The 13257-nt window shown below is 70.3% G+C and carries 10 protein-coding genes; 5 read left to right on the top strand and 5 right to left on the bottom strand.

Translation table 11 applies throughout. The annotated features are described in order from the left end of the window. Nucleotides 1-231 precede the first annotated feature (231 nt). Nucleotides 232-1143 carry a LysR family transcriptional regulator gene (locus BLU84_RS18995; RefSeq protein WP_074870943.1) on the bottom strand — a complete coding sequence of 304 codons (912 nt, stop codon included), beginning with the start codon at nt 1141-1143 and terminating at the stop codon, nt 232-234. 181 nt (nt 1144-1324) lie between these two features. Between BLU84_RS18995 and BLU84_RS18990 the strand changes: the two genes are divergently transcribed. Together BLU84_RS18990 and BLU84_RS18985 are read left to right on the top strand one after the other, a co-directional pair. Beyond that, a complete protein-coding gene (locus tag BLU84_RS18990; RefSeq protein WP_233431190.1) occupies nt 1325-2308 on the top strand; it encodes a YeiH family protein in 984 nt (327 codons plus the stop codon). 457 nt (nt 2309-2765) lie between these two features. Beyond that, the gene (locus BLU84_RS18985) at nt 2766-4058 is read left to right on the top strand and encodes a M12 family metallo-peptidase (protein ID WP_074870940.1); all 1293 of its coding nucleotides are present in this window, start codon (nt 2766-2768) and stop codon (nt 4056-4058) included. Between the two features lie 360 nt (nt 4059-4418). On the opposite strand, the gene speE is transcribed toward BLU84_RS18985, so the two are convergent. Further along, complete coding sequence (gene speE, locus BLU84_RS18980; RefSeq protein ID WP_074870937.1) at nt 4419-5270, bottom strand: polyamine aminopropyltransferase; 852 nt, start codon at nt 5268-5270, stop codon at nt 4419-4421. Nucleotides 5271-5575: 305 nt separating this feature from the next. Between speE and speA the strand changes: the two genes are divergently transcribed. From speA to BLU84_RS18965, 3 genes are all read left to right on the top strand, one after another. Then, entirely contained in the window at nt 5576-7465 is a 1890-nt protein-coding gene (speA, locus tag BLU84_RS18975) for an arginine decarboxylase (protein ID WP_074870935.1), read from the top strand. A gap of 9 nt (nt 7466-7474) precedes the next feature. Further along, nucleotides 7475-7729: a YciI family protein gene (locus BLU84_RS18970; protein WP_074870932.1), complete on the top strand. Its 255-nt coding sequence runs from the start codon at nt 7475-7477 to the stop codon at nt 7727-7729. 277 nt (nt 7730-8006) lie between these two features. Then, a complete protein-coding gene (locus BLU84_RS18965) occupies nt 8007-8885 on the top strand; it encodes an NAD(P)-dependent oxidoreductase (RefSeq protein ID WP_074870929.1) in 879 nt (292 codons plus the stop codon). A gap of 590 nt (nt 8886-9475) precedes the next feature. On the opposite strand, the gene BLU84_RS18960 is transcribed toward BLU84_RS18965, so the two are convergent. The 3 genes from BLU84_RS18960 to argS all read right to left on the bottom strand — a co-directional run bounded on the left by BLU84_RS18960 (nt 9476) and on the right by argS (nt 13148). Further along, nucleotides 9476-9865 carry a hypothetical protein gene (locus BLU84_RS18960; RefSeq protein WP_139175124.1) on the bottom strand — a complete coding sequence of 130 codons (390 nt, stop codon included), beginning with the start codon at nt 9863-9865 and terminating at the stop codon, nt 9476-9478. 661 nt (nt 9866-10526) lie between these two features. Next, on the bottom strand, nt 10527-11459 hold the full coding sequence (locus tag BLU84_RS18955) for an SPOR domain-containing protein (protein WP_074870925.1): 933 nt from the start codon (nt 11457-11459) through the stop codon (nt 10527-10529). After that, nucleotides 11460-13148 carry an arginine--tRNA ligase gene (gene argS, locus BLU84_RS18950; RefSeq protein WP_074870923.1) on the bottom strand — a complete coding sequence of 563 codons (1689 nt, stop codon included), beginning with the start codon at nt 13146-13148 and terminating at the stop codon, nt 11460-11462. Nucleotides 13149-13257: the final 109 nt, after the last annotated feature.

Raw genomic sequence — 13257 nt, 5'->3', positions numbered from 1 at the left:
AGCGCGCGTGCGCAGGCCTGCGCGGCGGGGTGAACGCGCGACAACTAGGTGGCGCCGGTGCGATGGCGGGTCCGGCTGCGATGTCTGTCGTTCAGCCGCGACGGGCGGAGTGAGCACGATTCCGCTTGCCGAGGTGGCTGCGTGCGCGGGCGCGTCGTTTCGAAACCGCGCCGAAGTCTCTTCGACACTACGAACCGATGTCGAAGCCCGTTCCGCTCCGCGCGCCGCCGCTCACCACTCGCTCTCCTGCGCAAGAAACGCCTGCAACGCCGGCGCGCGCGGCCGGTTGGCCAGTTCCAGCCGGTACAGCGGCCGGCTCAGCGCGTCGTCCTCGCCCAGGGCGATCGGCCGCACCCGCTGCATCAGGATCAGGTCGGCGACCACGGTCGCCGGCAGCAGGGCGATGCCGGCGCCGGCGGCGACCGCGCGGGCGATGGCTTCGTTGCTGCCGATCTCGACCGTGCGCTCCGGCACGATGCCGCGCGCGGCGAACAGCGACTGCGCGGCCTGGCGCGTGCCCGAGCCGGGTTCGCGCAGCAGCCAGGCCTGGCGCGAGAGCTCGGCGATCGACGGCCGCCGGCGCGCGCCCAGCGCGCTGTCGGCCGCGGCGATCAGGCGCAGCGGCTCGTCGCGCCAATGGCGCACGGCGATGCGCGGATCCTCGACCGCGCCTTCGACATAGCCGATATCGACCGCGCAATCGACCACCGCGCGGCTGATCTGCTCGGTATTGCCGACGATCAGCTCGGTCGCCAGCTGCGGATGCCGGCGCATGAACGGCCCGAGCTGCTGCGGCAGCCAATACGCCGCCACCGTGGTGCTGGCGCCGATGCGCAGGCGGCCGTGGCGCAGCTCGACCCGGTCGCGGATGTCCTCGATGGCGATGCGCTCCAGGGCGAAGATCGCGCGGGCGTGCTCGAACAGGGCGCGGCCGTGGTCGGTCAGGGCGATGCCGTGGACGCCGCCGCGCACCGCCTTGCCGTCGCTGCCGGTGCGCTCCAGCAGCGGCAGGTCGAGCTGGCTCTCCAGCTCGCGCACCGCCTTGGACACCGCCGACTGGCTTACGAACAAGGTGTCGGCCGCGCGCGAGAAGCCTTGCTGCTCGACCACGGTCAGGAACACGCGCAACAGGTGCAGGTTCATGGCTATGAGCTCAACTCATGGATCCTTGAATTATATGTATTGGACTCCACCAGGGGGCGGGCCTACCGTGGCGCGGTCTTTCCCAGCCGAGTACGCCGCCGTGTCCGCCGCCCTGCATTCGACCTCGTCCGCCCCCGTCGCCCCCCAAGGCGCGCACCGGCAGCCGGGGTTCTGGCCCGGGCTGGCGCTGGCGGCGGCGATCGCGGCCGCGGCCACGGGCCTGGCCGCGGTGCCGGCGCTGCAGGCCGCCGGGCTCAGCGCGCTGACCCTGGCCATCGTGCTGGGCATCGTGGTCGGCAACACCGCGTTCCCGGCCATCGCCGGCAAGGTCGGCAGCGGCGTGGACTTCAGCAAGGCCATGCTGCTGCGCGCGGGCATCGTGCTGTACGGGTTCCGGGTCACCTTCCAGGAAATCGCCGGGGTCGGCGCGGCCGGGCTGGCGGTGGACATCGTCGTGGTCGCCGGGGTGTTCTGCCTGGCCACCTGGCTGGGCACGCGCTGGCTGAAGCTCGACCGCGAGACCTCGATGCTGATCGGCGCCGGCAGCGCGATCTGCGGCGCGGCGGCGGTGATGGCGACCGAGCCGGTGGTCAAGGGCCAGGCGCACAAGGTGTCGGTGGCGGTGGCCACGGTGGTGGTGTTCGGCACCGTCGGCATGTTCGTGTACCCGTGGGCGTATCCGTATCTGGGCCTGAGCGAGCATGCCTACGGCGTGTTCGCCGGCTCGACCATCCACGAGGTGGCGCAGGTGGTGGTCGCCGGGCGCGCAGTGAGCGAGCAGGCGGCGTCGGCGGCGGTGATCGAGAAGATGCTGCGGGTGATGCTGCTGGCGCCGTTCCTGCTGATCCTGTCCTCGCGCCTGGGCGCGGGCGGCGAGGCCGGCGCGCAGCGCTCGAAGATCGTGATCCCGTGGTTCGCGCTGCTGTTCGTCGCGGTCAGCGGCATCAATTCGCTGCACCTGTTGCCGGCGGCGTGGAAGGCGGCGGTGATCCAGATCGACACCGTGCTGCTGGCGATGGCGATGGCCGCGCTGGGCCTGCGCACCCACATCGGCGCGATCAAGCAGGCCGGCGCCAAGCCGATGCTGCTGGCGGCGATCTTGTTCGCGACGCTGACGGTGGGCGGCTATGCGCTCAACGTCGGCGCGGCGAAGTTGTTCGGGTGATGCGTTTGTAGGAGCTGCGCGAGCTGCGACCGCGACACCACGCTTGCGTCGTAACCGCGGTGTCGCGGTCGCAGTTTGCGCAGCTCCTACAGCGGTACTGTGAATTAATCCCGCGAACTGCGGGGTTTTTCTTTGGCGCCGTCCGCGCCGGTTCGCGTCCACAGCGAATGCAGTCCATATGAGTGCGCGTCGTGCGGATCGGCCGCGCGCACCGCGCATCCGCGCCGCATCGATAGTCGTGCAAATCTGTGAATGTGTGATGCGCCGCGTGTTTCGCCGCGCACGCCGCCCTTGCGCGCTCGGATCGCGCCCCATTCCCCGTGCCTAAGCTCAGTTGCGTTCGCGCTACCGCGTCGTCGCCGATGCTGTGCGGCGAGGCCGGCGCGAACCGATCCGGCGGCTGCGGCCGCTTTCGATTCCTTCATCGTTGCGGCACTTTTCGGGGTTAGACACGCATATGCACAAGACCATCCTGGTAGCGTCCATTACCGTCGCCATCGCGGCGTCGGCGAGCCTGGCCGGCGCGCAGTCGAGCGCGACGCCGGAGTTGTTCCAGGCGCAATCCCCGCGCCTGGCCGCGGCGGCGACCGCCAACGTACCGGCCAGCGTCAACGGCATGTTGCGCGGCAAGACCGCGCAATGGGCCGCGGCGGTGTCGGTGGACCGCAAGCTGCTGTCCGGCGCGCAGCGCGAGCTGACGCTGAGCCTGCCCGAGGGCGCGCGCATGCACATGCGCTTGGCCAAGTCGTACCGCACGCCCGCCGGCGATACGGTCTGGTCGGGCGCCGACCGGCTGCAGGCCAACGGCCAGCTCCAGCTCGGCGCGCAGCCGCCGTCGACCGCTTTGTTCGTGGTGCGCGGCGAGCGCGTCACCGGACAGATCGTCGCCGCCAGCGGCGAGGTCTACGAACTGCTGACCTCCGAGAACGGCGCGCAGCAGTACCTGGTCAAGCGCGATCCGGCCAGCCTGGAAGGCGCCGACGACACGCCCGCGCACTCCGATCTGCCGGCGCAGCCCGATCGCGCCCTCGCCGCGCGCCCGGCGGCGAACGCGCTGCTGGCCGACACGGTCATCCGCGTGCTGCAGGTCTATACCCCGGAAGCGGTGACCGAACTGGGCGGACAGAACTCGGCCAACGACCGCGCCGCGTTCTTCATCGCCCAGTCCAATACCGCGTTCGCCAACAATGTCCTGCCGGTGCGCTTCGAAAGCGCCGGGGTGCGCTTCGCCAGCCAGGGGCAGGCGACCAACGTCTCCGATACGCTGCTCTCGCGCATCCGGGTCACCAACGACGGCTGGTACGACGCGTATTCGACCACCGAGCGCAACAGCACCGCCGCCGACCTGGTGACCCTGGTCGTGCGCGACGGCCTGCAGACCAGCGGCGGCGCGCTGCTGTGCGGCCAGGCCGCGGCGATCGGCGCCAACGCCGCCAACGGCTTCTTCGTGCAGAACCACACCTGCAGCACCTTCACCTTCGTGCACGAAGCCGCGCACCTGTTCGGCGCCCGCCACGACAACGACCCGACCACCACGCCGTTCTCCTACGGCCACGGCTACGTCAACACGGCGGGGAACTTCCGCACGATCATGGCGGTGAACTCGAATCCGCAGCCGCGCATCGGCTACTTCTCGACCATCGACCAGAGCTATGTGTCGGGCGGCGTGAGCCGGCCGCTGGGCACCAGCACGCGCGACAACGAGCGGGTCATGCGCGAACGCGCGGCGGCGATCGCGGCGTTCCGCTGAGTTGCCGGGGTAAGGCGGCGGCCGGAGGGCATCGCCCCGAGGCCGCTGTTGTCGATTCGTGCGAAGCGCTGCTGTCGTCTTGCCTGTACAGGTGGGCGTGCAGGGCTTTATCGCGACATGGCGCTGAAGTCTCTGGATCCCCGCCTTCGCGGGGATGACGATCTGGGAGAGGCGCGGCGAGACTCACCTACCGTCATTCCCGCGAAAGCGGGCATCCAGGGCTTCATCGCGACTGGGCTCTAAAGTCTTCGGATCCCCACGTTTGCGGGGATGACGGCATGCAGACTCGCAGCTCCTACCGCCGCACTACGAAAAAGCCCCGCGAGTGCGGGGCTTTTTTCGGCGAAGCTCGCAGACGCTTTACTCGCCCAGCGCCTGCGCCACGAACGCCGGGGTCGACAGCGCGCCGTGGTGGATGCCGGCGTTGTAGTACTTGGTCGCGAAACCCTTGGCCTGCGCATCGTCCTGGCGGAACTCGAAGCCGCCGGCCTTGCGCGCGAGCGTGCAGCTCCACCAGCCGGTCGGGTAGCACGGCTGCGGGAACGGCAGGGTCTTGAAGGTCTGGAACCCGGCCTTGCCCATCTCGGTGCGCATTTCCTGGATCAGCTTGAGCAGCATCAGCGGCGATTCGGACTGCTGCACCAGGATGCCGTCCTCGCGCAGGGCGCTGAAGCAGCTGTCGTAGAAGGCCTTGTTGAACAGGCCCTCGGCCGGGCCGACCGGGTCGGTGGAGTCGACGATGATGAGATCGACGCTGCCGGCCGGACGGTTGGCCATGTAGGCGATGCCGTCGTCGAACAGCAGCTGCGCGCGCTTGTCGGCGTTGCTGTCGCACAGTTCCGGGAACCACTTCTCGGCCATGCGCGTGACCTGCTCGTCGATGTCGCACTGCACGGCTTCCTCCACGCCCGGGTGCTTGAGCACCTCGCGCAGGGTGCCGCAGTCGCCGCCGCCGATGATGACGACGTTCTTCGGCGCGGCGTGGGTGAACAGCGCCGGGTGCGACATCATCTCGTGGTAGAGGAAGTTGTCGCGCGTGGTCAGCATGACCGCGCCGTCGATCAGCATCAGGTTGCCCCAGTCGGTGGTCTCGAAGATCTCGATCTTCTGGAACGGCGACTGCACCTCGTCGAGCTTGCGGGTGATGCGATAGCCGATGGACGAGCCGGTCGGCTCGAAGTTCTCGTAATGCCACTGGGCTTCGTTGGTCATGCGCGTGCTCCTGGGTCGGACGATGTGCTGGTGCGGCCAGCCTGGCTGGATCGAAAGGCGCGGGCGGGCCCGGCCGGCGGCGCCCGGACGCGCCGGGCTTGGGGCGCGGATTGTAGCGGACCGGTATGAACGCACGTCGCGCGGCCGGCCGCGGGAGGCGTCGAACCTCGCCCCGCCGCGGCCCGGCGCCGCCGCGGCGGCGGTTTTTTGCCGATCCGGCCGTTCCGCGCCGCGCCGGAACGGTCCCCCGGGCGGACGCGGCCTGTAGAATGCGCCTTCCCCACAGTTTTGACGGTAACGCGCCGATGTCCGACTGGTCGCTCGATCAGGCCCGCAAGACCTATTCGATCCCGCATTGGTCCGAAGGCTATTTCGACATCGACGGCGCCGGCCGGATCGTGGTCAAGCCGCGCGGCGAGCGCGGCCCGACCGTGCCGCTGCCCGAGGTGGTCGACGCCGCGCGCGAAGCCGGCGCCAAGCTGCCGCTGCTGGTGCGCTTCCCCGACATCCTCGGCGACCGCCTGGGCAAGCTGCAGAGCGCCTTCGCCCAGGCGATGCAGGACTGGGACTACGCCGGCGGCTACACCGCGGTCTACCCGATCAAGGTCAACCAGCACCAGGGCGTGGCCGGCACCTTGGCCTCGCACGCCGGCGAAGGCTTCGGCCTGGAAGCGGGCAGCAAGCCCGAGCTGATGGCCGTGCTGGCGCTGAGCCGGCCCGGCGGGCTGATCGTGTGCAACGGCTACAAGGACCGCGAGTACATCCGCCTGGCCCTGATCGGCCGCAAGCTCGGCATGGAGACCTTCATCGTGGTCGAAAAGCCGTCCGAGCTGGCGCTGGTGTTCGAGGAAGCCAAGGCCCTGGGGGTCAAGCCCGGCCTGGGCGTGCGCATGCGCCTGGCCTCGCTGGGCGCCGGCAAATGGCAGAACAGCGGCGGCGACAAGGCCAAGTTCGGGCTCAGCCCGCGCCAGGTGCTGGACCTGTGGAAGCAGCTGCGCGACAACGGCCTGCAGGATTGCCTGGGCCTGCTGCACTTCCACATGGGCTCGCAGATCTCCAACGTGCGCGACATCGCCAACGGCATGCGCGAGGCGACCCGCTATTTCGTCGAACTGTCCAAGCTCGGCGCCAACGTGCGCTACATGGACGTCGGCGGCGGCCTGGGCATCGACTACGAAGGCACCCGGTCGCGCAGCTATTGCTCGATCAACTACGGCGTCAACCAATACGCCTCGAACATCGTCCAGCCGCTGGCCGAAGCCTGCCAGGAATATGGCCTGACCCCGCCGCGCGTGGTCACCGAATGCGGCCGCGCGATGACCGCGCACCACGCGGTGCTGGTGGCCAACGTGTCGGAGATCGAGGAGGCGCCCGAAGGCCGGGTGCCGCCCGCGCACGAGGACGAACCGGCGGTGATCCGCCACCTGCGCGAGATCCACGACGAACTCGACCTGCGTCCGGCGGTGGAGCTGTTCCACGAGGCCCAGCACCACCACGGCGAAGGCCTGTCGCTGTACGCGCTGGGCCAGATCGACCTGACCCACCGTGCGCGCATCGACGACCTGTTCTACGCCATCGCCCACGCGGTGCGCGCGCGCCTGGACGTGAGCGAGCGCAGCCATCGCGACTTGCTCGACGAACTCAACGAGCGCCTGGTCGACAAGTATTTCGTCAATTTCAGCGTGTTCGAGTCGATGCCCGACGTGTGGGCGATCGACCAGGTGTTCCCGATCGCGCCGATCGAGCGCTTGAACGAGCGGCCGCAGCGGCGCGGCGTGATCGCCGACCTGACCTGCGACTCGGACGGCAAGATCGACACCTACGTGGAAACCGAAGGCCTCGACACCTCGCTGCCGCTGCACGCGTTGAAGTCGGGCGAAAGCTATCGCCTGGGCTTCTTCCTGGTCGGCGCGTACCAGGAAATCCTCGGCGACATCCACAACCTGTTCGGCGACACCGACGCGGTCGAAGTGCGCGCCGACGGCGACGGCTACCGCTTCGCCCAGCAGCGCCGCGGCGACACCACCGACGTCATGCTCGACTACGTCGGCTACCAGCTGGCCGAACTGCGCGCGACCTACCGCGCCAAGGTCGCCGCCGCCGGGTTGCCGGCCGAGGAGGCCGCGCGCCTGGAAGCGGCGCTGGAAACCGGCCTCACCGGCTACACCTATCTCGACGACACCCCGCTGGCCTGAGGAGGCGCGATGAACCGCTATTTGGTCATGGTCATGCGCCTGCCGCAGTTCGATACCGATCAGATCGGCCCGCACCGCGAGTTCCTCGACGGCCTGCGCGCGCAATCCCGGCTGGAATTGGCCGGCGGCTTCGCCGACAAGAGCGGCGGCGCCTACGTGCTGCGCGCGGCCGACCTGGAGGAGGCGCGGGTGCTGGCGTTCGGCGACCCGCTGCACCTGACCGGCTCCTCCCGGGTCGACGTGTACGAGTGGAAGGCGGCCTGAGCGCCGCTTGAGCCGTCGCGGTGGCTAGCGGCCGCGACGAGGCCGCCCGGCCGGGCGGCGGCCCGCCCGTTCATGGGCGGGCGCAACGAACGGGATCGAGGGCGCGGCGGCGCACGGTGGGCGCTTTGCGGGCTCCGGGCCGGGGCGAACCGGCGGCCGCTGCGGCCGGCTCCGGGCCTGGCCGGCCGCGGCCCGGGCCGCGAAACGAGCGCGCAAGGCGGCGATGCCGCATCATGGTTTGGCAACAATCAACGCCCCGACGGGCAGAAGGTTCGAAATGAAAGCAGGGGTGATCGGTCTGGGAGCGATGGGCGCGCCGATGGCGCGTTACGTGCACGCCAAGGGATGTCTGACCGCGGTCGGCAACCGGACCCAGGCCAAGGCCGACGCGTTGGCGTCGGAACTGAGCGTACGCGCCGCGCGTTCGGCGGCGAACTTCGCCGATTGCGACGTGGTGATCCTGTGCGTCTCGCTCGATGCGGACGTGCTGGAGAACGTGGCCGCGCTGGCCGAGGTGCTCAAGCCCGGCGCGATCGTGGTCGACCACTCGACCGTGTCGGTGGAAACCGCGCGCCGCGCCGCGGCGCTGCTGGGCACGCACGACATCGGCTTCCTCGACGCGCCGGTGTCCGGCGGCGTGGAGGGCGCGCGCAACGGCAAGCTGTCGATCATGGTCGGCGGCGACGAAGCGCAGCTGGAGCGGGTGCACGAGATCGTCGCCAGCTACGCCGCGCGCATCACCCACATGGGCGCCACCGGCGCCGGCCAGGCGACCAAGGCGATCAACCAGGTGCTGGTGGCCGGCATCAACGAAGCGGTGTGCGAAGGCCTGGCGCTGGCCGAGAAGCTCGGCCTGGCCGCGGACAAGCTGCTGCCGACGCTGATGGCCGGCGCCGCCAGCAACTGGTTCCTGGACAAGCGCGGCGCGACCATGCTGCGCGACGAGTTCGCGCCCGGCTTCAAGTGCCAGCACATGCTCAAGGACCTGCGCATCGTCCAGGGCATCGCCCGCGACACCGGCGTGCGCACCGCGACCCTGGACCAGGCCGCGGCCGATTACGCCGAACTGATCGAACGCGGCTACGGCGAAGCCGACACCTCGGCGTTGATCGCGCTCAAGCGCGCGCGGGCGCAGGCGGAGAGCGACGCGGCCTGAGCGCCGCGCCGCGGGCGGCCCGGCGCGAAGCCGGGCTGCGTGGGCGATCCGATCCGCGTTGAGTCGCGGCCGCTCCCTGTAGGAGCGGCGCAAGCCGCGACCGCGCCATCGCGGCTACGTCGAAAGCTCCGTCGCAGTTGCGGCTACGCGGTCGCGACTCGCGTCGCTCCTACAGCCGGAATCGAAGCGGCCGCAGCTCCCTGTAGGAGCGGCGCAAGCCGCGACCGCGTCATCGCGGCTACGCCGAAAGCTCCGTCGCAGTTGCGGCTACGCGGTCGCGACTCGCGTCGCTCCTACAGTCTGAATCGAAGCGGCCGCAGCTCCCTGTAGGAGCGGCGCAAGCCGCGACTGCGCCATCGCGCTTACGTCGAAGGCTTCGTCGCAGTTGCGGCTTCGCGGTCGCGACTCGCGTCGCTCCTACAGCCGGAATCGAAGCGGCCGCAGCTCCCTGTAGGAGCGGCGCAAGCCGCGACCGCGCGATTGCGGCTACGCCGAAAGCTCCGTCGCAGTTGCGGCCCCGCGGTCGCGACTCGCGTCGCTCCTACAGTCGGAATCGAAGCGGCCGGGGTCTCTGCGGGGAGGCGCTGGGTTCAGCGGCGCATCAAACCGTCGCGGCCCAGCGCGCCGGCGCGCTTTTGGCCGAAACGCTCGCCGAGCAGGGCGCCGGCGAAGGCGGCGGCCAGGGTCAGCGCGATCGCCAGCGCGTTGAATTTCAGCGCGGCGCCCATCGAGCGCATCGGCGGCGGGCTGTCGGGCAGCGCCATCGAGACCACGGTGAACAGGGTCAGCGCCCACATCGCTGCCATCAGCAGCAGGGCGATCCAGCGGAACAGAGGGTGACGGGCCAGGGCGCCGCCGAGGAACATCGCGACGAAGGCGGCGAGCACGTCGATCAGAGGCAGCGGGCCGAGGCCGGTATTGATCGCCTGGCGCGCGTCCAGGCCGAACAGCTTGGTCAGCAACGCGAACAGCAACAGCATGCCTGCCCCGCCCAGGCAGCCCAGAAGAATGCGCTTGTCCATCCCATCCCCAACGACGTGCATCAGCCAGCGAAGTCTATTCGCGGGATGCGCGGGTCAGGGTGACCGCCGTCGCGCTGCGGCCGGGCGCGCTGCCGGAAGGCGTCCGCGCGCCGACGCACGGTTGCGGGCAATCGGCATTCTGGGTTGCGTCCAGGCGCGATGGCGCGGGTGAAAACCGGGGGTGTGCGGCAGGCGGGCTGGCGTTGGGTCGTGCGCGCGCTCGACCGCCCGATGGCCTGCGCCGGCGACGGTGCCGGCGTAGTGGATTCGCAGGGAAGGCGCGCCTGCGACGGACTGCGGCCGTGCCTTCGGCCAAGCTCTCACGCAAGCCGCAAGCCGCAAGCCGCAAGCCGCAAGCCGCAAAGGCGCAAAGGCGCAAAGGCGCAAAGGCGCAAAGGCGCAAAGGCGCAAAGGCGCAAAGGCGCAGGTGCGCGGGGCTCGGGGGGAGAGGCGAGGGCATGGCTAGGCGGGCACGACCGGCTCCCTCCGGGCCGCACCCCGCGAAACGCACGCTCCGCAACGCTCATCGCGCAACCGCTCCGGCAAAACGCGCAACGCCCGGCGATGCCGGGCGTTGCGGGATGCGTGCGGAGCGGCGCGAAACAGCCGCGCGGCTTACTTACTGGACCTTGATCGCCATCCCCGGCAGCCCGCCGTCGGCGAGCTTGCGCTTGGCGTCGGCGAGGTCGCCGGCGGTGCCGTAGGGCCCCATGCGCACGCGGTAGACGGTCTTGTCGCCGATCTGCGCCGATTCCACCCGCGCGCCGAGGCCGAGCATGGCGATCTTGGCCTTCATCTCCTCGGCCTGGCCGGAGGCCTGGAAGGCGCCGGCCTGCAGCAGGTAGCGGGTGTTGTCGCTGACCGCGGCGGCCGCGGCGCTGGCGGTCGTCGCCGTGGCGGCCGGCGTGCCGGCGCCGCCCTGGGTGGCGGACACCGTCGGCGGCTTGGGCGTCACCGTCGACGGCGGCGGCGTGGCGGTGGCGACCTGGGTCGGCGGCCTGGACGGCGCCGGCGCGATCGTGTCGACCGGCTTGGGCAGGTTGGCGGTGGCCGGCGCCTGGGTCTGCGCGGCGGTGCGCGGCTGGGCCGCGTCCGGGTTGGGATGGGCTGCGGCGGTCTGGCCGGCGCGGCGCTGCTGGGCGGCGCGGCGCTGTTCCTCGGCGGCTTCGGTCGCGGCCAGCTCGGCGTCGCTCATTTCCACTTCGCGGCCGGGCAGCAGGGTGTAGAAGTCGTACTCCGGGCCGTCCTTGGGCTTGCCGCCCTTGTCCGGCTTGCCGGCCTTGGCCTGGGCGGCCTCGGTGCGCGCCGGCTTGGCGTTGCCTTCCGGCGCCACCGATTCCTCCTCGGCGCTGACCGCGGCGGGCTGCGCGTCGGGATTGGGCTGCGGGCGGAAGAAGCCGTCGCCCTTGCCGTCGGACTTGAGGTATTTGGGGACGACCAGGATCAGCACGACCCCGAGCAGCAGCCCGAGCACGCCCCAGACCCAGCCGGGCAGGCCGTCGTTGCTCTGGTGGTTGCGCTTGGCCTGCGATTTGCCGCGTCGTGCTGCCACTTACATCACCTCCGGGGCGTGGATCCCCAACAGTTCCATACCGTTCGCCAGGACTTGGCGGGTCGCCATCGCCAGCACCAGGCGCGCGTGGCGCTGGGCGGCGTCGTCGACCAGGAACTGATGATCGTTGTAATACGTCTGGAAGGCCTGCGCCAACTCCAGCAGATACGCGGCGGTCTGATGCGGTTCCAGGTCGCGGCCGGCGGCGGCGACCACGTCGGGGTAGCGCAGGATCGTCACGATCAGCTCGTGCGCGGCGACGTCGTTCAGGTCCAGCGGCTGGGCCAGGCCGTCGGCCTGGTCGTAGGACAGGCCGCGTTCGCTCAGCTGGCGCATCAGGCCGTGCATGCGCGCGTGCGAGACCTGCACGTAGTAGACCGGATTGTCCATCGACTGCGAGCGCGCCAGGTCGATGTCGAAGGTCAGCTGCGAATCGGGCTTGCGCGCGATCAGGAACCAGCGCACCGCGTCGCGGCCGGCTTCGTCGATGAGGTCGCGCAGGGTCAGGTAGCTGCCGGCGCGCTTGGACAGCTTCACTTCCTCGCCGCCGCGCATCACCGTGACCATCTGGTGCAGCACGTATTCCGGCCAGCCCTGCGGGATGCCGGCATCGAGCGCCTGCAGGCCGGCGCGCACGCGCGCCAGCGAGCCGTGATGGTCCGAGCCCAGTTCGGTGATCGCGCGCAGATAGCCTCGCTGCCACTTGCTCAGGTGATAGGCCACGTCCGGCACGAAGTAGGTGTAGCTGCCGTCGGACTTGCGCATCACCCGGTCTTTGTCGTCGCCGAAGTCGGTCGAGCGCAGCCACAGCGCGCCGCCTTCTTCGTAGGTGTGGCCGTGGGCGATCAGCTCGCGCACGGTCTCCTCGACCTTGTCGGTTTCGTACAGCGAGCTTTCCAGGAAGTAGACGTCGAAGCCGACGCCGAACGCGGCCAGGTCCTCGTTCTGCTCGCGGCGCAGGCTGGCCACGGCGAACTGGCGGATCGCGTCGAGGTCGTCGATGTCGCCCTTGCCGGTGACGCTGTGGTTTTCGAATTCGACTGTGGCGCCGTCGAGGTAGGCGCGCGCCACGTCGGCGATGTAGTCGCCGTTGTAGGCGCTCTCCGGCCAGCCTTCGTCGCCGGGCTTGAGGCCGCGCGCGCGCGCCTGCACCGACAGCGCCAGGTTGTTGATCTGCACGCCGGCGTCGTTGTAGTAGAACTCGCGCGCCACGTCCCAGCCGTTGGCGTCGAGCACGCGCGCGATGCAGTCGCCGATCACGCCGGCGCGGCCGTGGCCGACGTGCAGCGGGCCGGTCGGGTTGGCCGAGACGAACTCGACGCCGGCGCGGCGGCCGCCGCCGGTGTCGTTGCGGCCGTAGTTCGCGCCCTGCGCGAACACCTCGCCGATCTGGCGGCGCCAGGCGGCTTCGTCGACATGGAAGTTGATGAAGCCCGGGCCGGCGATCTCGACCTTGCCGATGTCTGCGTTGGCCGGCAGCGCCTCGACCAGCTTCTGCGCCAGCTCGCGCGGATTGGCGCGCGCCGGCTTGGCCAGCAGCATCGCGGCGTTGGTCGAGAAATCGCCCTGGCCGCGGTTCTTCGGACGTTCGATCACGAAGTCGGGCGTGGACAGGTCGGCCGGCACGGTGCCGGCGGCGCGCAGAGCGTCGATGGCCTGTGCGACCAGAGCGTGGAGGGTGGTTTTCACGGGAGATGCGCTTTCGCGGGGCGTTGCGGAACCGCGCATTTTACTCGCTTCCGCACCGGCTTTGGGGCGGCGAACCGGCGCGATGCGGTGACGAAAGAGTGAACGGCCG

This window comes from Lysobacter enzymogenes, from assembly GCF_900106525.1.
GTDB lineage: Bacteria > Pseudomonadota > Gammaproteobacteria > Xanthomonadales > Xanthomonadaceae > Lysobacter > Lysobacter enzymogenes.
This window is presented reverse-complemented; position numbering and strand designations above follow the sequence as displayed.